The sequence below is a fragment of the Ureibacillus sp. FSL K6-0786 genome (assembly GCF_037965165.1).
In the GTDB taxonomy this organism is placed as follows: Bacteria; Bacillota; Bacilli; order Bacillales_A; family Planococcaceae; genus Ureibacillus; species Ureibacillus thermosphaericus.
On the sequence record NZ_CP150191.1, the window covers coordinates 158,252 to 181,163 of the forward strand.

The window sequence follows — 22,912 nt, forward strand, 5'->3', positions numbered from 1 at the left end:
CTTACAAATGGTTCTATCAGCACTAATCTTTTAGTATGCATCAAACTCTATTAAATATACATGCATTTGTAATATTTATTATAAGTTGATTGGAAAATTTAATAAAAGAATACGCTTATAAACATAAAAAAAGTGTCTACTCCCTTCGAACAGGTTGTTGACACTTCGATTCCAATATTTAGTTATTCTGCAAAAAACACTAATGCAATGGCTCCTCGACCGGCGTGAGTACTAACGATTGGGGAAGTAACCGTTACTTCAATATCGCAAAAGCCCGATTGTTCAATCAGTTCTTTTAACGGTGCTCCTACATTTTCCATCCCACCTGCATGAGAGATGCAGATCGATTTGACCTGTTTCCCTGTAGTATGTTTTATATACTCTTTAAACATATATTTTACCACTTGACTATAACTTCTTACTTTGGCAACAGGTAGATACTCACCTTGTTCTAATATAGCAATAGGTTTAATGTTCAATAATGAGCCTAATAGTGCTTTTCCCTTCCCTATTCGGCCACCTTTGACAAGATTCGTTAGCGTATCTAAATAAATATACATTTTAGTATTAACGCGAACTTCTTTCAACCTTTCGATGATGTCATGGACAGAAGCTCCAACTTCTCTCATCCGCACCGCTTCCCGCACTTGGATTGCTAATGCAGAGGCGATGAATTGTGAATCAAATATGGTTACCTTTGCATTGGCGATTTGTGCTCCTTGTTGAGCTGAGCTTAATGTGCCGCTTAAATTGCCAGCAACGTGTATTGAAATGATTTCATCGCCATCTTTTCCTAATTTTTCATAAATCTCTGCAAATTGGCCTGGTGCTGGCTGTGAACTTTTCGGTAATTCCTTTGCTTGATCCATCATGTCTAAAAATGGTTCAGGATGAATCTCCACCCCATCAACGTATGTTTTTCCATCAATGTGCACCGTCAGAGGAACAATATGGATATCTTTTTCTAACGCCTCTTCTTTTGAAATATCACTTGATGAATCCGTCACAATATGAATCTTTCCCACTTGCACACTTCCTCTAGCTAATTTGAATTATTATATAAAGTGATGATCCCGGTTGTAAAGATGACAACTGTCATAACTTTCATGGGTATTTGAAATATGTGACAAATGATAGTGTTGTATTGAAATGTATTCATGTAACCTATTCATTATTAGGAGAGTGATAAGATGAACAATATCCATCAAATTGATTACAAAAATTGGAAAGAAGAATTTTGGAATGCCATCACTCACGGAATTGGATTACTTTTAAGTATTCCTGCTTGTGTTTTGTTAATATTATTGGCTGTGCATAATGAAAGCGTCGTACAAATTATTTCCTACTCCGTCTTTGGTGCATCGTTAATTGTGTTATTTTGTATGTCCACTTTATTACATAGCATGCCGGAAAAATATAAAAAGTTTTTCTCCATTCTCGATCATTCCTCGATCTATGTATTAATTGCAGGAACGTATACTCCGTTTTTGTTGATTGCTGTAAACGGGACACTTGGACTTGTACTATTATGTATTATTTGGTCCATTGCCTTGTTTGGAATTGTGTTTAAATGCTTGTTTATTCACCAATTTGAAACTTTTTCTTTAATATTATATTTGGCAATGGGATGGCTTATTATGTTTGCTATTAAACCGCTCTATGCATTTTTACAGTTAGAAGGTTTTATTGTACTTCTTGCCGGAGGATTGTTTTTCACAATAGGTTCCATTTTTTATGCTTGGAGAAAACTTCCTTATAATCACGCAATTTGGCATTTATTTGTCATCGCAGGATGTACGTGTATGGTGGTTTGTGTGGCGGTTTATTTGTAACAAAAAGATGATGAGGGGGATAATAGTTAAAGCCGCTCCGATAATAGTCATTTTAAATCAGATATTGGCCAAATGAATTCATCTAATAGCAAATTAACTAAAATGAGACTGCAATGAAGCGGATATTAACCAAATCCGCTATGATAATAGTCAAAGTCGTCTCGATAATAGTCATTTTAAATCAGATATTAGCCAAATAAATCTATTTAATAGCCAACCATTAAAAATGAGATGGTTATGAAACGGATAATAGTCAAAGTCGCCTCGATAATAGTCATTTTAAATCAGATATTAGCCAAATAGATTCATTTAATAGCCAACCAATAAAAATGAGATGGTTATGAAGCGGATAATAGTCACAGCCGCTCCGATAATAGTCAATTCAAATTGAATATTGGCCAAATGAATCCTTTTAATTGCCATTTAACTTAAAGAAAGTGCATTCCAAACTTTAATGGAAAATAGTCAACTCGAATAAAATAATGGCCATTCTTCAAAAGAAAAAAGTGCGAAATAGTTCGCACTTTTTTCCATTATCATACTGGACTTACTCCATGTTTACGCTCTGAGAATACGAGATATTTTGAAGAATAAGCATGAAGTCTTGCAGTCAACACTTGACGCAACTCATTTGGCTCGATGACATCGTCCACAATTAATTCTGAAGCTAACTTATAAATATCGATTTCTTCACGATATTCATTTCGTTTTTCTTCAATAAATGCTTGTTGTTCTTCTTTTGGCAGTTGAGCTATCTTATTCGCATAAACCGCATTCACTGCCGCTTCAGGTCCCATAACTGCAATTTGCGCTGTTGTTAATGCAATCACACAATCAGGTTCAAAAGCAGGACCTGCCATTGCATATAATCCAGCACCGTATGCTTTTCTCACAATGATTGTAATTTTTGGAACTGTCGCTTCACTCATCGCAAAAATCATTTTTGCTCCATGGCGAATGATTCCTTGTCTTTCCACTTGAGTACCAATCATAAATCCTGGTACGTCCGCCAAGAAGATTAATGGAATATGGAAAGCATCACATAGGTTGATGAATTTAGCCGCTTTATCAGCAGAATCGTGGAATAATACTCCGCCTTTGACTCTCGGTTGGTTCGCTACAATTCCAACCGCTTGTCCATCAATCCGCGCAAAACCAGTAATGAGTTCTGCTGCAAACAGCTTTTTCACTTCACAGAACGAACCTTCATCAATGATTCGATCAATTAAATCATACATATTGAAAGGTACGTTTTGATTTTTTGGAATGATCTCCTCAATTGTTTTTTCGAATTGAGCTGGCAATTTTGGTGCTTGTACTGGAGGTTTTTCGCGATAATTATTTGGGAAGTAGCTTAAATATTTTCTTGCGTATTCAATCGCTTCTTCTTCCGTCTTTGCAAGAACGTCTCCACAACCAGATACAGAGCAATGCATTTTTGCTCCGCCCATTGTTTCTAAATCTACTTTCTCACCAATTACCATTTCAGCCATTCGAGGAGAACCTAAATACATGGATGCATTACCATCCACCATGATGACCACATCACAGAATGCCGGAATGTAGGCGCCACCTGCTGCAGATGGACCAAATAATAAACATACTTGAGGTACTTTACCCGATAGCTTTACTTGGTTATAAAAAATGCGCCCCGCTCCTCTTCTTCCTGGGAACATTTCCACTTGGTCAGTAATACGAGCTCCTGCAGAGTCAACTAAATAAATGATTGGACAAGCTAGTTTCTCAGCAGTTTCTTGAATGCGCAAGATTTTTTCAACTGTTCTTTTACCCCATGATCCTGCTTTTACCGTTGAATCATTGGCCATAAAACAAACTGTTTGTCCATGGATTTTGCCTATCCCAGTTACAACTCCATCTGCCGGCAAATCTCCCGCCATTACGTTTGCAAATATGCCATCTTCAATTAATACATCCTCATCAAAAAGCAATTTAAGTCGATCGCGTACAAATAATTTCCCTTGCTCTTTATTTTTTTGATGGTATTTCTCATGTCCACCTTTTTTAATTTCTTCTATTAAATCTGCGTGGGATTTTTTTGTTACCGTATCACCCATGAATGAATCCTCCTTTGGCTCTGAAAGCGTAAATTAAGTTATCTTCCTACATATTGAGGTTGTCTTTTTTCTTGGAATGCTACTAAACCTTCCATACGGTCTTCAGTGTATAGCAACTCGTTATATGCAAGTTCTTCGATTTTTAATCCCGTTGTTAAATCGACTTCAATCCCTTTATTAATGGCAATCTTTGCTTGAATAAGTGATAACGGTGCATTTTTGGCAATTTCTCTAGCCAGTTCTGTCGCTCTTTTTAGTAAATCTTCTTTTTCAACGACTTCGTTGATGAGATTGATTTCAAGGGCTTCGCTTGCTGTAATTCTTCTTGCTGTATAAATTAATTCTTTCGCCTTTCCAAGACCAATTAAACGAGGTAAACGCTGCGTACCACCAGCACCTGGAATAATGCCTAAGGAAACTTCCGTTAAGCCCATTTTTGCCTCACTGCTGGCAATGCGAAGATCGCACGCTAGAGCTAATTCCAATCCGCCGCCGAAAGCAACGCCGTTTAAAACAGCGATGACTGGTTGTGGCAGAGCTTCTACTCGATTGACCGTACTGCCAATGAGTCTTACTGTTTCACGAACTTGTTGTTCGTTCATATTTTTGCGCTCTTTTAAGTCTGCCCCAGCGCAAAAGGCTTTATCACCACTGCCGGTAATTAATACAACACGAATTTCTCGATTTTTAGCAACCTCATCCAAACATTCATTGAGGTCCGTCAATAATTGAATGGACATCGCGTTTGCTGCTTCTGGCCTATTTAACGTAATGAGACCAATGCCCTTTTCGATTTCGTTAAACTGTACGAGCGTTGTCAACGTTAGCGCTCCTTTCATTTCTTGCAATTTCCATTTGCTTTGAAACTAATTTCTTACCAATTTTTTCTTCAATGAAAAATGCTGATTCGATCAGTGCTTCTTGATTAACGCCAGTTTCGATGTTCATGGCAGAAAGCATGTATAATAAATCCTCAGTGGAAACATTTCCTGATGCTCCTTTTGCATATGGACATCCACCAAGCCCACCAGTTGAACTATCGAATGTCGTAATACCCATTTCTAAAGATTTCACTACATTTGCGAGAGCCGTACCTCTCGTATCATGGAAATGCATGGCAAATAGATTTGATGGGAAGTGTTTTAATAATGTAGAAAGTAAACTTTCCACTTGCGTTGGAACCCCGACGCCAATTGTATCTCCTAATGAAATTTCATAAACTCCCATTTCCGCTAATCGGTCCACTACTTTTAACACCTGTTCTGGTGAAACAGGTCCATCATAAGGACAAGCAATCACCGTTGAAACGTATCCGCGCACTTTTACATTTGCTTTTAACGCTTCATCCACAACTTCTTTTAATACAGGAAACGTCTCATCAATCGTTTTATTAATATTGCTTTTATTATGGCCTTCACTAGCGGACATAAACACACTGACTTCATTTACGTTGCAAGTTAAAGCCCTCTCAAGCCCGCGAATATTCGGAACTAAGGCAGCATACGTTACTCCCTTTTCTCGATTGATTGACTTTAATACTTGCTCACTGTCAGCTAATTGTGGAATCCACTTCGGATGAACGAAGGAGGATACTTCAATATAGTCTAATCCTGTTTTACTTAATAAGTTGATCCAATCCACTTTGTCTTGTGTCTCAATGAACTTGGATTCATTTTGCAATCCATCTCTTGGACCAACTTCTTTAATTGTCACTTTCGTTGGAAGATGCATCCTTTTCACCCTATTCGATTTCTAAAATGTCATCATCTACGTTAATAAAATCGCCTTCTTGAACAAAGATTTTTTTCACAACTCCTGCTGCTTCAGAAGCAATCGGAATTTCCATTTTCATTGATTCTAAAATTACAACATCTTGTCCTTCTTGTACTTGTTCCCCTTCAGATACAACAATTTTCCAAACTGTTCCTGCCATATTTGCTTTTACTACTGTCATCATAATCCCTCCAAATATTATTACTAACTAAATGAAAAATATTGAATAGCTGTTCAATGATGGAAAGAAAAGCTATTATCATTGAACAGCTTAAATTTACTTACTTAACCTGAAATTCAGGTAGATAATATTCATCTACAAAACTTGTAGTAATATTACCTTTTCTAAATTCTTCGTGACTTGCAATTTTAATAAGCATTGGAATATTTGTCTTAATTCCTTCTAGTTTGTATTGTTTCAATGCTTCAACTAAACGTTCACATGCTTTTTCGCGCGTCTCACCGAAACAAATCAATTTGCCAATCATCGGGTCATAGAATGGCGTAACCGCTGATCCTGATTCAACAGCACAATCGTTTCGAATTCCTTCCCCTTCAGGCAATTCCAGTAAAGTAATTGTCCCCGGTGAAGGATAAAACGTTACTGGATCTTCGGCATAAATTCGCGCTTCAATCGCATGTCCTTTCATCTTGATTGAATCTTTCGAAATCTCCAACGGCAACCCTTCTGCAACCCGAATTTGTTGTTCTACAAGGTCAATTCCCGTAATTTCTTCCGTTACAGGATGTTCCACTTGCAATCGAGTATTCATTTCTAAGAAATAGAAATTTTCTTTGTCATCTACTAAAAACTCAAAAGTTCCAGCATTAGTATAGCCAATATACTTCGCTGCCTGAACAGCTGCTTCTAACATTTTTTCTCGCGTTGCATCTGAAATTGTTGGAGATGGTGCTTCCTCAATCACTTTTTGATTTCGACGTTGGATTGAACATTCTCGTTCAAAAAGCGGTACTACATTTCCATGTACATCGGCGATAATTTGCACTTCTACGTGGTGAGGATTTTCAATGTATTTTTCAATATACATCGTGCCGTCACCAAAATAAGACTGTGCTCGCTTTTTATTGCCTTCAAAGGCTTTTGAAAGTTCATCGCTATTATTAATTCGTTGCATGCCGATGCCACCGCCGCCGCTAGAAGCTTTTAACATTAACGGATAGCCAATTTGATCTGCTATTTTGACTGCTTCTTCTACGTTTTCAATAGCAACGTCTACCCCTTCGATAATTGGTACCCCTGCTTCTTTCATTTTAATCCTTGCTTCTAACTTACTTCCCATTGCAGCGATTACGTCATGTTTCGGTCCGATAAAAACAATGCCTTCTTCTTCACATCGTTTTGCAAAATTGGGATTTTCAGAAAGTAAGCCATAACCGGGATGAATCGCATCGACATTTGCATTTTTAGCAACTTCTATTATTTTTTCAATATTTAAATAACTTAAAGAAACAGGGGGTTTACCAATTTCATACGCTTCGTCGGCTTCTCGAACGAATAGGGATTCACGATCTGCCTCCGAATAGACCGCTACTGTACGAATATTCAATTTTTTGCAGGTACGAATAATTCTTCTAGCAATTTCTCCGCGGTTTGCAATTAATATTTTCTTAAACATCGGCATACTTCTCCTTCCTACTAGTGTACAAGTTTTGCAGTAAATTGTTCTCTCAACTTATATTTTTGAATTTTTCCTGATGCTGTCATTGGATATTGGTCTACGAAGAAGATATATCTAGGAATTTTATGTTTAGAAATTTTTCCATTGCAAAACTCGCGAATTTCATCTTCCGTTGCTGTTTCACCTTTCTTTAAGATGATAAATGCAGCCACTTCTTCTCCATACTTTTCATCTGGCACACCAACGATTTGTACGTCATAAATTTTTGGATTTTTATATAAAAACTCTTCAATTTCACGAGGATAAATATTTTCTCCACCGCGAATAATCATATCTTTCAAACGGCCTGTAATTCGCACATAGCCGTTTTCATCCATTGTAGCAAGGTCCCCTGTGTGAAGCCAGTTATCTTCATCAATGGCTTCTTTTGTGGCATCTGGATTATTATAGTAACCTTTCATCACGTGATAGCCACGCGTACAAAGTTCACCTTGCGTATTAGGCGGCACTTCTTTACCAGTTGTTGGATCAATGATTTTTACTTCCACATTCGGTAAAGCTCGCCCTACTGTACCCACTTTTAAATCAAATGGATCGTCTGTGCGTGTTTGTGTAATTACTGGTGAAGATTCAGTCTGTCCATAGCAAATCGTAATATCTTTCATATTCATTTTTTGAATAACAGCTTTCATTACTTCTTCAGGACAGTTGGAACCAGCCATTACACCTGTACGTAGTGATGATAAATCAAATTCATCAAAATTAGGTAAATTCAATTCACTAATAAACATCGTTGGTACACCATGTAAGGCAGTACATTTTTCTTTCTCCACCGTTTTTAAAACTTCCACTGGATTATATTCTTGAATCGGCACCATCGTACCGCCAACGCTTACAATGGCCAATGTTCCAATGACGCATCCGAAACAGTGGAAGAACGGAACTGGAATACATAGGCGATCTTCATTAGTCAGCTTCATACTTTCTGCAATATTAATGGCATTGTTTACGATATTGTAATGTGTTAACATAACACCTTTCGGGAATCCTGTTGTTCCGGAAGTATACTGTAAATTAATGACATCATCATAGTGAAGAGAAGCTTTTCTTTGTTCTAATTCTTCATCCGACACTTGATCTGCCAGTTTAATGACGTCACTCCAGTTGTATACTCCGTCGAATTGGTTTTCGCTTATGATGATAACATTTTTCAACATCGGTAAGCGTTTTGATTTCAGTTCCCCAGGTTTACAAGTTTTTAATTCAGGGCAAATTTCGTAAACTGTATCAATGAAGCGATGGTCTTTAAATTGCTCAATTAAAATGAGCGTTTTGGAATCGGATTGCTTTAATAAATATTCAAGTTCTGCAGTTCGATAATTTGTATTGACCGTTACGAGCGGAGCACCCATTTTGCCAGTAGCAAATTGTAATGCTACCCACTCTGGTACGTTTGTTGTCCAAACGGCGATATGATCACCCTTTTCAATTCCAAGGGCCATGAGTGCTTTCGCTACTTGATCAGACCAAGCATCAAATTCTTTATACGTTAATCGTAAGTCTCGGTCTGAATAGACAACTGCCTCCTTATTTGGATATTTCTCCGCTTGCTCCTCCAACAATTGACCAATAGTTTTATAAACAAGATCAGCCATTCAGTTCCTCCTTCAAATTTTTTTAGCAACCTATTAATCTAGATATTACTAATCTTTGAACTTCAGAAGTTCCTTCACCAATTTCCATTAATTTAATGTCACGTAAATGTCTTTCCACATCGTATTCTTTCATGTAACCATAGCCACCGTGAATTTGAATCGCTTGGTTACATACTCTAAAGCCCATTTCCGATGCGAAAAGTTTTGCCATTGCTGCCTCCTTTCCAAATGGTTTATTGTTGTCTTTCAACCATGCTGCCTTATATACCATGTTGCGAGCTAATTCTATTTCCATTGCCATGTCAGCTAATTTAAACTGAATGGCTTGGAATTTAGAAATCGGTTGGCCAAATTGATATCTTTCTTTTGCATATTTCAACGCTTTTTCATAAGCGGCTTGAGCAATCCCTACAGAAAGAGCTGCAATGGAAATTCGTCCACCATCTAATGTTTGTAAGAATTGGCTAAATCCTCGTTTCGGATCACCTAACACGTTTTCTTTTGGTACACGAACATTTTCTAATACAATCTCACAAGTGTTAGATGCACGAACACCCATTTTGTCATAATCGCAACGAATTTTTACGCCAGGAGCATCAGTAGGAACAATAAGAGATGTGATGATTTTCTTTCCATCTTCTCTTTTACCTGTTACAGCTGTTACAATTACTTGTCTAGCGTATCCAGCATTCGTAATCCATTGCTTTTCACCGTTGATGATATATTCATCACCAACTAGTTCAGCTTTCGTTTGAGTACCACCTGCGTCAGATCCAGCATTTGGTTCTGTTAAACCAAAGGAACCAAGTGTTTCTCCTTTCGCCATTGGAACAAGCCATTTTTGCTTTTGCTCTTCTGTTCCGAAATAATAAATAGGAGATGCACCCAAACTGATGGCAGCAGCGTAACTTAGTCCTGTACCGCCACAAGCTTTTCCGATTTCTTCAACCGCAATCGCGTAAGAAATCGTGTCTCCTCCTGAACCGCCGTATTCTTCCGGGAACGGAATACCTAGTAGTCCAAGTTCACCCATTTTCTTAAATGTTTCAATTGGGAATGTGGAATTTTCATCATGTTCTCTTGCATACGGTTTAATTTCTTTTTCTGCAAAATCTCTTACCATTTCTTGAATCATTAATTGTTCTTTTGTTAATTCGAAATTCATGAACATTTCCCCCTATTTTTAAAACCGACTAGTCGGTTTGTTTTTGACCTATGGTTATTCTATTAATTGATTTAATTGTTTAGCTTCAACCAATCCTTGCTCTGTGACAATTGAGCGGAGGATTAAATCTTTGAAAATGGCTGTAATTTCTTCCATAGTCATTGGTCCATCTTGCTTAAACCATTTGTAAGTCCAATTGATCATGCCGATTATCGCCATTGTTACAATATTGGCTGGCAATTCATTTCGAAAATCTCCACTTTCTTGGCCTTCAACAATCACCTTTTCAAGCAACTTTCGATAGCGATCTCGTTTTTCATTGATAACTTGTTTAAATTCATGATTTAGATAAGCGCTTTCTTCGTAAAAAACTGTAATGTACGGTTTATACATGTCAAAAACTTTAATGAATGAATTCAGTATGGCGGATAATCTAGAAATCGGCGTTTTATTCTCCGTGTAGGAAAGTTCCGCTTTTTCTATCACATAGGAAATAAATACATCATGGATTTCATATAGCAACTCATCTTTTGACTTATAATTGTGATAAAATCCGCCTTTCGATGTTCCCGCTTCTAAGACGATTTTATCTACCGTGACTCCGTGATAACCATGTTCCTGAAATAAGTGCAATGAAGTTTCTAAAATTCGTTCTTTAACTGATTTTTTCATTTTTTTCCGCCTTTCGGTTTCACGTTTGAACCAAGCGCTAATAGAAATATATTTATTTTCTTAGAATTTTATGACATAAAACATATAAATTTCAACAAAAAATTTTTTACCACTCTATAAGATTTGGTGAAATGCTATATTCAGCTTCTGTTTTGCTCTTTAATTCTTCCAAGGAAATGTCCTTTGATTTTTCTATTAAAACCATTCCTTCTTCCGTGAAATCAAATACAGCTAATTCCGTAATTAAACGGTCCACTACACCTTGACCTGTAAGCGGCAAAGTACATTCTTTTCGTACTTTTGGCTCTCCTTTTTTGGACAAGTGCTCCATGATTACAACGACGCGTTTCGCCCCTTGCACTAAATCCATCGCACCGCCCATTCCTTTTACCATTTTTCCTGGAATCATCCAGTTAGCCAAATCACCCTTTTCAGACACTTCCATTCCACCTAAAATCGCTAAATCAATATGTCCACCGCGAATCATGGCAAAGGATTCAGCACTATCAAAAAATGCTGCGCCTTTTACAGCAGTTACCGTTTCTTTACCTGCATTTATTAAATCCGGATCCACTTCATCCTCTGTCGGATATGGACCAATACCAAGTAAACCATTTTCAGATTGTAATAAAACTTGATAATCGCTTGGAATTTCATTGGCGACAAGCGTCGGCATACCGATACCAAGATTAACATTCATGCCATCTTTTATTTCTTTCACAGCGCGTTTCACAATTTTCTCTCTAGTTGTGAGAGTCATCTTAATAAACCTCCTCTTTTTTTCGCGTTGTCTTTCTTTCAATCCGTTTTTCGTAGTGGTCGCCAACTAAAATACGTTGAACGTAGACGCTAGGCGTATGAATTTGATCAGGATCTAATTCCCCTACTTCAACCAGTTCTTCTACCTCTGCAATCGTAATTTTTCCAGCCATTGCAGCTAAAGGATTAAAGTTTCTTGCTGTTTTCCGGTAAACTAAGTTTCCTAATTTATCGCCTTTCCATGCTTTTACAAATGCAAAATCACCCACGATTGCTCTTTCTTCGATATACGTTTTTCCATCAAATACTTTTGTTGGCTTTCCTTCTGCAATAGGTGTCCCAACTCCTGTTGCTGTATAGAATGCTGGAATACCGGCACCTCCAGCACGAATTCTTTCTGCTAGTGTACCTTGAGGTGTTAATTCAACTTCAATTTCCCCATTTAAAAATTGTTGTTCAAAGGTTTTATTTTCCCCTACATAGGAAGCGATGATTTTAGAGATTTGCTTATTAGCAAGCAGCAATCCAAGTCCCCAATCATCTACTCCACAGTTATTGCTGACAACCGTTAAATTTTTTGTTCCCTTTCTTAAAATGGCTTCAATCGCTTTTTCAGGGATGCCACATAATCCAAATCCACCAACGATAATGGTATCCCCATCTTTCAAGTCTTGGATGGCTTCATCAAAAGATGTAAAAACTTTTGACATGTTGTGAGTCCTCCTTTATCTTTTTAGCAACTAAATATATCTATATTTTAAAAATATGTGTAATAGAATAGTTTTATACTAAATTTTTATTAGAAAAATAAATTATTATATTAATATTCTGAAAAACGTTTCCATTCCAAAACTAATGATGATGTATGATGAAATAGTGAAAATCATACCATCACCGTCATGGATGAATCAAATTCCTTAATACCCTAAAGAAGAAAATTAAAACACGAAGGAGAAAATTTTGAAATAATTAAGATTGTTTTCAATTGTTTTTATTATATTTCTTTCAATCATTTTGTTCAATAAATTTCTTATCCACTCTTTTCAATCGACAATATCACTCCAAAAGGAGCAATAGAAAAATGGGAAAAATTGAAGTTGTAGGTGTTTCTATTTGGTATATTACTACACCTGAAAATGAGGAAATGAAATAAGCAGATGAAAACATTATGTTCAAAAAGATGAGAACGTTTCATTGCTATTACTCAAATGTGGAGGAAAGAGTATGTACTTGTTAAAGTACATCGTAAAACGAAAAGTATATTAGAAAACTAACAGATACTATTATTAAATATTATTCAGAAGTAGATTTTTTGAAGTTCCATTTTGATAATTGACAATTTCATAATTACAAAAAGAGCGCCAAATTCTTAGACGCTCCTTTAATCATCTGGTTATTTTTTTTCATAAACTAAATATTGAAACGTATATCCTTCATCGGCTTTAAAAACTTCACTTGATGAAACGATTTTCCATTCTTCACCGTATGCCGGAAAGTATGTATCACCTTTAAATTCATGATTAATAAGTGTAATATACAATCGATCTGCAATCGGCAATGCAAGTTTAAAGATTTGTTCTCCGCCGATAACCATGATCTCCTGAGCATCACCCGCAAGTTTCAATGCTTCATCGAAACTTGAAACCACTTCAATCCCTTCATGAGTATATTCTTTGTTTCTAGTTATCACAATATTTCTTCTCCCAGGCAAAGGCCGTCCGATAGATTCAAATGTTTTTCTCCCCATAATAATTGGTTTTCCCATTGTTTTTTCTTTAAAATATTTTAAGTCCCCAGGTAAATGCCAAGGCATTTGATTTTTATATCCAATTACTCGATTATTGTCATGTGCTACAATTAGTGAAATCATGTTCTCTCTCCTATTTTAAATTTCATTTTATTTTTACCTTGATTCCATGATTTTCAGTAAAATTTCTTCATACATACTAGTCATTTTTGCATAATGTTCAAATTAATTATACAAAAGGTTTCATGGAAAGGATTCATTTTGATTTATCTATTCTTGTTTCTCTTTTTACAACAACTGCACCTAAAATTGCTCCGATTGTTGCTGCTAACATATTTACTATTATTTTGATTTTTTATGATAAATCATTATTAATATATACAATGTTCACATTAACTAAAAACACAGTAATAGCCGCAAAAATTGCAGGATAAAGTGTTTTTTTCATGTTAATCACCTTATTATTCTAAATTATTTATCACTGTGGATAAACTAAAAATTTTCAATCGGATACCAATAAAAGATTTTATTAATAACTAATATATTCCATTATAACTTAGTTTTTTATTGTTTCATGCATATTAAATTTTAAGTATTAACTGTCTCAAGCGATATTTTTTCTCAACACCCTAAGACCCCTCAACTACCATCGGTGCTGACTCCGAAGCACGTTGACCGGCGAATCTCTGCGTCAGCTTCAGCGGTCCGATGCTCACGTACATAGTACGCTCCGCTCCGAGCTGCCTCGCTTCCTTGAACTTCTTGGTCCCCGTGCTTCTCGTCTCCTCCAAATAATTGTTTTGCTTTCGTTTTAAATGCCACTTCTCTATCGCGCCGTTCGGACTTTCAGTCCTTGGTAGTAAGGGGCTTCAATTTTTGCAATAAAAAAAGAGGCTGGGACAAAACCCCCTCTAAAATGGAAACAGCCCATGAAATTTTGGAATGAAATTTCATGGGCTGTTTTTCATTTTTTCAATAAAAAATAAGGACCTCTTCTGTTAAAATTAAGTTAGCACACAAAACCTAACAGAAAGAAGGGACCTTATGTTCAAATATTATAACATGAATCAATTAGTTTTGCCTCTAGATTTAGAAATAAAATTACAAGAAAATGATATTGCCTTCCACATTCACCATTTAGTTGAAAGTATTCCAGATGAAGCCTTCCAGCCGTTTCTTCGAAATACAGGTTGTCCTGCTTATCATCCACGCATGATGCTAAAAATTATTTTGTGTGCCTATTCGCAGTCTGTCTTTTCAGGTCGAAAAATTGAAGCGCTATTAAAGGACAGTATACGAATGATGTGGTTGGCACAAGGATATGAACCAAGTTATCGGACGATCAATCGTTTTCGTGTGCATCCGGAAGTAAAAGAATTAATTCGTCAATGTTTTGTCCAATTCCGTTGCCAACTGGTGGAAGAAAAGTTAATCGATCAAGAAGCCATTTTTATCGATGGTACGAAGATTGAAGCGAATGCCAATAAATTTACTTTCGTATGGAAGAAATCCATTGAAAAATACAACCAAAACTTAATTGAAAAGTCCAATCAGTTATACAACGAACTATTAGAAAAAGAAATCATCCCTGAAATGGAGCGGGAAAATGAGGGAGAACTGTCCGTTGAAGAACTCGCTCAAATGGTGCAACAAGTCGATGAAGTCATTAAGGAATATGACCAAAAGATAGAAACATCGCCCGATGCCACAGAACGAAAAGCATTAAGAAGCGAACGAAAATATCCAAAACAAGCGTACAAACAATTAATAGACTTCATTCTACGAAAACAAAAATACCAAAAAGACTTGGACATCTTGGGGGAACGGAACAGTTATTCCAAAACAGATCAAGATGCAACGTTCATGCGAATGAAAGACGACTATATGAAAAACGGTCAATTGAAAGCTGGATACAATGTACAAATCGCAACAGAAGGTCAATACGCACTAGCTTATAGCATCTTTCCAAATCCTACTGATACACGTACATTAATTCCGTTCTTGAATAAGATAGAAAAGGATTATTTTCCGTTGCCAAAGTATATTGTCGCAGATGCTGGTTATGGTAGTGAACAAAACTATGAAGACATCCTTTCGAATCGAAAATGTGAGGCACTCATTCCATATACCATGTATGAGAAAGAACAAAAGAAGAAATATAAACAAAATCCATTTCATCCAGACAATTGGATGTACGACGAAGAAAGTGATACCTACATTTGTCCAAATCAGCAGCGAGTAACCTTCCGTTATCGTTCTGTACGTACAGATAAGACCGGTTTCAAACGAGAATTGAAAATCTATGAATGTGAAAACTGTTCAGGATGTCCATTTCGTTCATCATGTACAAAAGCAAAGGAAGGCAATCACCGAAAGGTCATGGTGAATGAAAAATGGGAACAACAAAAAGAATATGTAAGAGCGAAGCTTTCAGAAGAAAAAGCTGGTTCTATTTTCCGTCAACGTAAAATAGACGTAGAACCAGTTTTTGGATTCTTGAAGGCTAATTTGCGTTTCACTCGATTTTCCGTTCGAGGAAAATCGAAAGTGGAAAATGAAATAGGCATTGCCTTAATGGCCGTGAATTTACGAAAATACACGGCCAACAAAGATCAACTAACCAAAAATAATGGGGATAAATGGAAAAAGGAGAATTTGAGTTGGCTCAAATTCTCCTTTTTCCTATCTAGAAGCTAGTTTTGTCCCAGCCTCTTTGCGAAGCGCTCGTCTATCTCTCACAAGGGGACCCCTTAACTACCATCGGCGCTAACTCCGAAGCACGTTGACCAGCGAATTTCTGTGTCAGCTTCGGCAGTCCGGTGCTCACGTACATAGTACGCTCCGCTCCGGACTGCCTCGCTTCCTTGAACTTCTTGGTCCCCGTGCTTCTCGTCTCCTTCAAATATTTATTTTACTTTTGTTTAGCATGTGGTTTCTGTATCGCGCCGTTCGGACTTTCAGTCCTTGGTAGTAAGGGGCTTCAATTTCTGCAATAAAAAAGCACCACTATTGTGGTGCCTTTTTGCGAAGCGACGTCCTACTCTCACAAGGGGAAGCCCCTTACTACCATCGGCGCTGAAGAGCTTAACTTCCGTGTTCGGTATGGGAACGGGTGTGACCTCTTCGCCATCGTCACTTCACTATATGAGAGGTTGTTCTCTCAAAACTGGATAACGACATTGAAATGATTGGTTAAGTCCTCGATCGATTAGTATCCGTCAGCTCCACACGTCACCGTGCTTCCACCTCGGACCTATCTACCTCATCGTCTTTGAGGGATCTTACTTGCTTATGCAATGGGAAATCTCATCTTGAGGGGGGCTTCATGCTTAGATGCTTTCAGCACTTATCCCGTCCACACATAGCTACCCAGCGGTGCCTTTGGCAAGACAACTGGTACACCAGCGGTGTGTCCATCCCGGTCCTCTCGTACTAAGGACAGCTCCTCTCAAATTTCCTACGCCCACGACGGATAGGGACCGAACTGTCTCACGACGTTCTGAACCCAGCTCGCGTACCGCTTTAATGGGCGAACAGCCCAACCCTTGGGACCGACTACAGCCCCAGGATGCGATGAGCCGACATCGAGGTGCCAAACCTCCCCGTCGATGTGGACTCTTGGGGGAGATAAGCCTGTTATCCCCGGGGTAGCTTTTATCCGTTGAGCGATGGCCCTTCCATGCGGAACCACCGGATCACTAAGCCCGTCTTTCGACCCTGCTCGACTTGTAGGTCTCGCAGTCAAGCTCCCTTATGCCTTTACACTCTGCGAATGATTTCCAACCATTCTGAGGGAACCTTTGGGCGCCTCCGTTACCTTTTAGGAGGCGACCGCCCCAGTCAAACTGTCCACCTGACACTGTCTCCCAAGCCGATCAGGCTTGCGGGTTAGAATTTCAGTACAACCAGGGTAGTATCCCAAGGGCGCCTCCAGGGAAGCTGGCGCTCCCCCTTCTACGGCTCCTACCTATCCTGTACAAGTTGCACCGAAATTCAATATCAGGTTACAGTAAAGCTCCACGGGGTCTTTCCGTCCTGTCGCGGGTAACCTGCATCTTCACAGGTACTATAATTTCACCGAGTCTCTCGTTGAGACAGTGCCCAGATCGTTACGCCTTTCGTGCGGGTCGGAACTTACCCGACAAGGAATTTCGCTACCTTAGGACCGTTATAGTTACGGCCGCCGTTTACTGGGGCTTCAATTCGGAGCTTCGCTTGCGCTAACTCCTCCTCTTAACCTTCCAGCACCGGGCAGGCGTCAGCCCCTATACTTCACCTTACGGTTTTGCAGAGACCTGTGTTTTTGCTAAACAGTCGCCTGGGCCTATTCACTGCGGCTCATCAGGGCTTGCACCCCAATGAGCACCCCTTCTCCCGAAGTTACGGGGTCATTTTGCCGAGTTCCTTAACGAGAGTTCTCTCGCTCACCTTAGGATTCTCTCCTCGACTACCTGTGTCGGTTTGCGGTACGGGCACCTCCCGCCTCGCTAGAGGCTTTTCTTGGCAGTGTGAAATCAGGAACTTCGCGCGTAACGCGCTCCCCATCACAGCTCAGCGTATTAGGAAGCGGATTTGCCTACTTCCACGCCTTGCTGCTTGGACACGCTCGACCAACGGCGTGCATTCCCTATCCTCCTGCGTCCCCCCATCACTCAAACGGCGGGGAGGTGGTACAGGAATATCAACCTGTTGTCCATCGTCTACGCCTTTCGGCCTCGACTTAGGTCCCGACTAACCCTGAGCGGACGAGCCTTCCTCAGGAAACCTTAGTCATTCGGTGGATGGGATTCTCACCCATCTTTCGCTACTCATACCGGCATTCTCACTTCTAAGCGCTCCACCAGTCCTTCCGGTCTGACTTCGACGCACTTAGAACGCTCTCCTACCACTCGTGCAACGCACGAATCCACAGCTTCGGTGAATCGTTTAGCCCCGATACATTTTCGGCGCAGCGTCACTCGACCAGTGAGCTATTACGCACTCTTTAAATGATGGCTGCTTCTAAGCCAACATCCTGGTTGTCTAAGCAACGCCACATCCTTTTCCACTTAACGATTACTTTGGGACCTTAGCTGGTGGTCTGGGCTGTTTCCCTTTTGACCACGGATCTTATCACTCGTAGTCTGACTCCCGTGTATAAATAGCTGGCATTCGGAGTTTGTCTGAATTCGGTAACCCGAGGTGGGCCCCTAGTCCAAACAGTGCTCTACCTCCAGTATTCTTCACACGAGGCTAGCCCTAAAGCTATTTCGGAGAGAACCAGCTATCTCCAAGTTCGATTGGAATTTCTCCGCTACCCACACCTCATCCCCGCACTTTTCAACGTGCGTGGGTTCGGGCCTCCAGTGAGTGTTACCTCACCTTCACCCTGGACATGGGTAGATCACCTGGTTTCGGGTCTACGACCACGTACTCAAAACGCCCTATTCAGACTCGCTTTCGCTGCGGCTCCGCATTTTCTGCTTAACCTTGCACGTAATCGTAACTCGCCGGTTCATTCTACAAAAGGCACGCCATCACCCGTTAACGGGCTCTGACTACTTGTAGGCACACGGTTTCAGGTTCTCTTTCACTCCCCTCCCGGGGTGCTTTTCACCTTTCCCTCACGGTACTGGTTCACTATCGGTCACTAGGGAGTATTTAGCCTTGGGAGATGGTCCTCCCGGATTCCGACGGAATTTCACGTGTTCCGCCGTACTCAGGATCCACTCAGGAGAGGATGGATTTTCGACTACAGGGCTTTTACCTTCTCTGGCCGTCCTTTCCAGAACGGTTCGTCTAACCCATCCTTTTGTAACTCCGTATAGAGTGTCCTACAACCCCAAGAGGCAAGCCTCTTGGTTTGGGCTGTTCCCGTTTCGCTCGCCGCTACTCAGGGAATCGATTTTTCTTTCTTCTCCTCCAGGTACTTAGATGTTTCAGTTCCCTGGGTGTGCCTTCTTAACGCTATGGATTCACGTTAAGATACTGTTCCATTACGAACAGTGGGTTCCCCCATTCGGAAATCTCCGGATCAAAGCTTACTTACAGCTCCCCGAAGCATATCGGTGTTAGTCCCGTCCTTCATCGGCTCCTAGTGCCAAGGCATCCACCGTGCGCCCTTAACAACTTAACCTTTTCGGTTTTCGATACGCTGCGCAATACTTCGTCAATTTCGCTCGTTCGAATCCTCATGTACGCATATAGTACACTCCGGTTCTCACTCGCTCATTTCCTTGTCTTGCTTACGTCTCGCAACCCTTATGGCTTTTAATCCACGTCGCATTTACGTCGTGTTAGCCTAGTTGTTTGCGCTTTACAGTAAATATCTTGCTTTCAATGTCGTTTATCCAGTTTTCAAAGAACAACACTATAACTTTGAAGGTCATAAACCTTCAAAACTGAACACAAAACGCTAATGCTTCCGTAAATATCCTTAGAAAGGAGGTGATCCAGCCGCACCTTCCGATACGGCTACCTTGTTACGACTTCACCCCAATCATCTGTCCCACCTTCGGCGGCTGGCTCCCGAAAGGGTTACCTCACCGACTTCGGGTGTTACAGACTCTCGTGGTGTGACGGGCGGTGTGTACAAGGCCCGGGAACGTATTCACCGCGGCATGCTGATCCGCGATTACTAGCGATTCCGGCTTCATGCAGGCGAGTTGCAGCCTGCAATCCGAACTGAGAACGGTTTTTTCGGATTGGCTCCGTCTCGCGACTTCGCGACCGTTTGTACCGTCCATTGTAGCACGTGTGTAGCCCAGGTCATAAGGGGCATGATGATTTGACGTCATCCCCACCTTCCTCCGTATTTGTACGGCAGTCTCCTTAGAGTGCCCAACTGAATGATGGCAACTAAGGACAAGGGTTGCGCTCGTTGCGGGACTTAACCCAACATCTCACGACACGAGCTGACGACAACCATGCACCACCTGTCACCGCTGTCCCCGAAGGGAAGGCTATGTCTCCATAGCGGTCAGCGGGATGTCAAGACCTGGTAAGGTTCTTCGCGTTGCTTCGAATTAAACCACATGCTCCACCGCTTGTGCGGGCCCCCGTCAATTCCTTTGAGTTTCAGTCTTGCGACCGTACTCCCCAGGCGGAGTGCTTAATGCGTTAGCTGCAGCACTAAGGGGTGGAAACCCCCTAACACTTAGCACTCATCGTTTACGGCGTGGACTACCAGGGTATCTAATCCTGTTTGCTCCCCACGCTTTCGCGCCTCAGCGTCAGTTACAGGCCAGGAAGCCGCCTTCGCCACTGGTGTTCCTCCATATCTCTACGCATTTCACCGCTACACATGGAATTCCGCTTCCCTCTCCTGCACTCAAGTCTCCCAGTTTCCAATGACCCTCCCCGGTTAAGCCGGGGGCTTTCACATCAGACTTAAGAGACCGCCTGCGCGCGCTTTACGCCCAATAATTCCGGACAACGCTTGCCACCTACGTATTACCGCGGCTGCTGGCACGTAGTTAGCCGTGGCTTTCTAGTAAGGTACCGTCAAGGTGCAGCCAGTTACTACTGCACTTGTTCTTCCCTTACAACAGAGCTTTACGATCCGAAGACCTTCTTCGCTCACGCGGCGTTGCTCCATCAGGCTTTCGCCCATTGTGGAAGATTCCCTACTGCTGCCTCCCGTAGGAGTCTGGGCCGTGTCTCAGTCCCAGTGTGGCCGATCACCCTCTCAGGTCGGCTACGCATCGTCGCCTTGGTAGGCCGTTACCCCACCAACAAGCTAATGCGCCGCGGGCCCATCCTATAGTGATAGCAGAACCATCTTTCAACATCAAAGCATGCACTTTGATGTGTTATCCGGTATTAGCACGCGTTTCCGCGAGTTATCCCAGTCTATAGGGCAGGTTACCCACGTGTTACTCACCCGTCCGCCGCTAACCTCATGAAAGCTAGGCTTTCAATTGGTTCGCTCGACTTGCATGTATTAGGCACGCCGCCAGCGTTCGTCCTGAGCCAGGATCAAACTCTCCATAAAAGAAAATTTGATTTGCTCAAAATTTAATGTCCGAATCTAGTTTGTTAACGAGGGTTAACAACTAGATAATTTATTGCATTAACGTTTTGTTGTTCAGTTTTCAAGGTTCATTTCGTCATTTTTTGACAACTTTTATATTATAACACAGTTCCCTTTTGTTATCAACTATATTTTTAATAGCTATTCATTCAGATAAGGGAAACTATCATTATTATGTTACAACTCATCATGTAAATCATTTATTGATATTTTTTAGTCGGATTAACGACTGGATTTATAATGTAACAAATTAATATAAATAATGCAACCCCAATTTCAAAAATTTTTTCATTGAATGTAAATAAAATATAGAATCATATTCTAATTTTACAAAGAATATTCTTCTCTCTTATATCTACTGTCTAGCTATTTACTCCATCAAAAATCCATAATTGTGTAATCTAACTGTAGTCCTTATTATCCTTAATGTTATCAATTCATTTTTTATACCTTCATTACAATCCTTTTGATTTTTCTTTAAATCGTGTATAACACTTGATCGTAACTCATTTCCTTCAAATTCTCTCTCTTATATTTAATTGTAGCAAACAAAGCCACAAAGTAATGGAAGTTTTCCATTCTTTTGTGGCTTTTATCAAATCAAATACATTATTACTCTTAAACTGCTACAGGCGCTTTGATGGTTGGATGTGGGTCATACCCTTCAATCGACAAGTCATCCAACTCGATATCAAATACCGATTTTTTCTCAGGATTAATTTTTAGCGTCGGGAGGGCTTTCGGTTCTCTAGAAAGCTGTTCCTTCACTTGTTCTATATGATTTAAATAAATATGTGTATCGCCAAAGCTATGAATAAACTCTCCTACTTCAAGTCCGCATTCATGAGCGATTAAATACGTCAACAATGCATAAGAAGCAATATTAAACGGCACACCTAAAAACACGTCTGCACTACGTTGATATAGTTGACATGATAATTTCCCTTCTGCCACATAAAATTGGAATAACGTATGGCAAGGTGGTAGCGCCATTTCATCCACTTCTGCTGGATTCCATGCAGAGACAATTAATCGGCGGGAATTTGGATTTCGCTTAATTTGCTCAATCACATTTTTTAATTGGTCAATCGTTTCACCGTTGTCACTAGGCCAACTTCTCCATTGTTTTCCATATACCGGACCTAACTCACCATATTTTTTTGAAAATTCATCATCCGTTAGTACTTTTTCATGGAAGATTTTCATTTGCTCATCTAACACTTTTGCAAACTCTTCATCCTTTGCTGCACGTAATCCGAAGTCGGTCATATCCGGTCCATTATACTCACTTGATTCAACCCACTTTTTAAACGCCCATTCATCCCAAATGTGGTTATTATGCTCGAGTAAATACCGAATATTTGTATCACCTTTAATAAACCATAACAATTCGCTAGCAATCAGTTTAAAAGGTACGCGCTTCGTAGTTAATAATGGAAAACCTTTGCTTAAATCAAAGCGCATTTGATAACCAAAAATGCTGATTGTTCCTGTCCCTGTTCGATCTTCTTTTTTCACTCCCGTATCTAAGATATGTTGCAATAAATCTAAATACGCATACTCAGGATGGCGCATATCAATAC

16 protein-coding genes and 3 rRNA genes are annotated in these 22,912 nt (G+C 40.0%); 3 read left to right on the forward strand and 16 right to left on the reverse strand.

Translation table 11 applies throughout. The annotated features are described in order from the left end of the window. Positions 1 to 182 precede the first annotated feature (182 nt). Entirely contained in the window at positions 183 to 1,025 is an 843-nt protein-coding gene (locus NSQ18_RS00845) for a DegV family protein (RefSeq protein ID WP_016839347.1), read from the reverse strand. A gap of 165 nt (positions 1,026 to 1,190) precedes the next feature. On the opposite strand from NSQ18_RS00845, the gene NSQ18_RS00850 reads away from it, so the two are divergent. Next, positions 1,191 to 1,832, forward strand: coding sequence for a hemolysin III family protein (locus NSQ18_RS00850; protein WP_016839346.1), 642 nt, complete (start codon positions 1,191 to 1,193; stop codon positions 1,830 to 1,832). 536 nt (positions 1,833 to 2,368) lie between these two features. Here the strand turns inward: NSQ18_RS00850 and NSQ18_RS00855 are convergent. The 11 genes from NSQ18_RS00855 to folA all read right to left on the reverse strand — a co-directional run bounded on the left by NSQ18_RS00855 (position 2,369) and on the right by folA (position 13,441). Further along, complete coding sequence (locus tag NSQ18_RS00855) at positions 2,369 to 3,907, reverse strand: acyl-CoA carboxylase subunit beta (protein ID WP_016839345.1); 1,539 nt, start codon at positions 3,905 to 3,907, stop codon at positions 2,369 to 2,371. 38 nt (positions 3,908 to 3,945) lie between these two features. Beyond that, positions 3,946 to 4,728 (reverse strand): enoyl-CoA hydratase, encoded by a 783-nt coding sequence (locus NSQ18_RS00860; RefSeq protein WP_016839344.1) that lies wholly within the window; start codon positions 4,726 to 4,728, stop codon positions 3,946 to 3,948. Then, a complete protein-coding gene (locus NSQ18_RS00865) occupies positions 4,706 to 5,638 on the reverse strand; it encodes a hydroxymethylglutaryl-CoA lyase (protein WP_016839343.1) in 933 nt (310 codons plus the stop codon). Before NSQ18_RS00865 ends, NSQ18_RS00860 begins: the two co-directional genes overlap by 23 nt. Before the next feature lie 10 nt (positions 5,639 to 5,648). Continuing rightward, positions 5,649 to 5,861 carry an acetyl-CoA carboxylase biotin carboxyl carrier protein subunit gene (locus NSQ18_RS00870; protein ID WP_016839342.1) on the reverse strand — a complete coding sequence of 71 codons (213 nt, stop codon included), beginning with the start codon at positions 5,859 to 5,861 and terminating at the stop codon, positions 5,649 to 5,651. 100 nt (positions 5,862 to 5,961) lie between these two features. Next, on the reverse strand, positions 5,962 to 7,317 hold the full coding sequence (locus tag NSQ18_RS00875; RefSeq protein WP_026019146.1) for an acetyl-CoA carboxylase biotin carboxylase subunit: 1,356 nt from the start codon (positions 7,315 to 7,317) through the stop codon (positions 5,962 to 5,964). 20 nt (positions 7,318 to 7,337) lie between these two features. Continuing rightward, positions 7,338 to 8,975: an AMP-binding protein gene (locus tag NSQ18_RS00880; RefSeq protein ID WP_016839340.1), complete on the reverse strand. Its 1,638-nt coding sequence runs from the start codon at positions 8,973 to 8,975 to the stop codon at positions 7,338 to 7,340. 22 nt (positions 8,976 to 8,997) lie between these two features. Further along, a complete protein-coding gene (locus NSQ18_RS00885) occupies positions 8,998 to 10,140 on the reverse strand; it encodes an acyl-CoA dehydrogenase (protein ID WP_016839339.1) in 1,143 nt (380 codons plus the stop codon). A 54-nt stretch (positions 10,141 to 10,194) separates the two neighbouring features. Next, positions 10,195 to 10,812 carry a TetR/AcrR family transcriptional regulator gene (locus NSQ18_RS00890; RefSeq protein ID WP_096550922.1) on the reverse strand — a complete coding sequence of 206 codons (618 nt, stop codon included), beginning with the start codon at positions 10,810 to 10,812 and terminating at the stop codon, positions 10,195 to 10,197. Positions 10,813 to 10,918: 106 nt separating this feature from the next. Then, positions 10,919 to 11,572, reverse strand: coding sequence for a CoA transferase subunit B (locus tag NSQ18_RS00895; RefSeq protein ID WP_016839337.1), 654 nt, complete (start codon positions 11,570 to 11,572; stop codon positions 10,919 to 10,921). A gap of 1 nt (position 11,573) precedes the next feature. After that, on the reverse strand, positions 11,574 to 12,281 hold the full coding sequence (locus NSQ18_RS00900; protein ID WP_016839336.1) for a CoA transferase subunit A: 708 nt from the start codon (positions 12,279 to 12,281) through the stop codon (positions 11,574 to 11,576). A gap of 683 nt (positions 12,282 to 12,964) precedes the next feature. Continuing rightward, positions 12,965 to 13,441 carry a type 3 dihydrofolate reductase gene (folA, locus tag NSQ18_RS00905; RefSeq protein WP_016839334.1) on the reverse strand — a complete coding sequence of 159 codons (477 nt, stop codon included), beginning with the start codon at positions 13,439 to 13,441 and terminating at the stop codon, positions 12,965 to 12,967. A gap of 86 nt (positions 13,442 to 13,527) precedes the next feature. On the opposite strand from folA, the gene NSQ18_RS00910 reads away from it, so the two are divergent. Both NSQ18_RS00910 and NSQ18_RS00915 read left to right on the forward strand, forming a co-directional pair. Further along, complete coding sequence (locus tag NSQ18_RS00910) at positions 13,528 to 13,752, forward strand: hypothetical protein (protein WP_339288625.1); 225 nt, start codon at positions 13,528 to 13,530, stop codon at positions 13,750 to 13,752. A gap of 610 nt (positions 13,753 to 14,362) precedes the next feature. Continuing rightward, a complete protein-coding gene (locus NSQ18_RS00915; protein WP_339287681.1) occupies positions 14,363 to 16,015 on the forward strand; it encodes an IS1182 family transposase in 1,653 nt (550 codons plus the stop codon). 327 nt (positions 16,016 to 16,342) lie between these two features. Here NSQ18_RS00915 and rrf read toward each other — a convergent pair. The 4 genes from rrf to NSQ18_RS00935 all read right to left on the reverse strand — a co-directional run bounded on the left by rrf (position 16,343) and on the right by NSQ18_RS00935 (position 22,904). Then, positions 16,343 to 16,458: ribosomal RNA gene (rrf, locus tag NSQ18_RS00920) — 5S ribosomal RNA — on the reverse strand. A gap of 48 nt (positions 16,459 to 16,506) precedes the next feature. After that, positions 16,507 to 19,433 (reverse strand): 23S ribosomal RNA (locus NSQ18_RS00925). 304 nt (positions 19,434 to 19,737) lie between these two features. Beyond that, positions 19,738 to 21,290: ribosomal RNA gene (locus NSQ18_RS00930) — 16S ribosomal RNA — on the reverse strand. Together the 16S, 23S and 5S rRNA genes form the textbook arrangement of a ribosomal RNA operon. Positions 21,291 to 21,947: 657 nt before the next feature. Further along, complete coding sequence (locus NSQ18_RS00935; protein WP_016839112.1) at positions 21,948 to 22,904, reverse strand: thymidylate synthase; 957 nt, start codon at positions 22,902 to 22,904, stop codon at positions 21,948 to 21,950. Between the last annotated feature and the right edge of the window lie 8 nt (positions 22,905 to 22,912).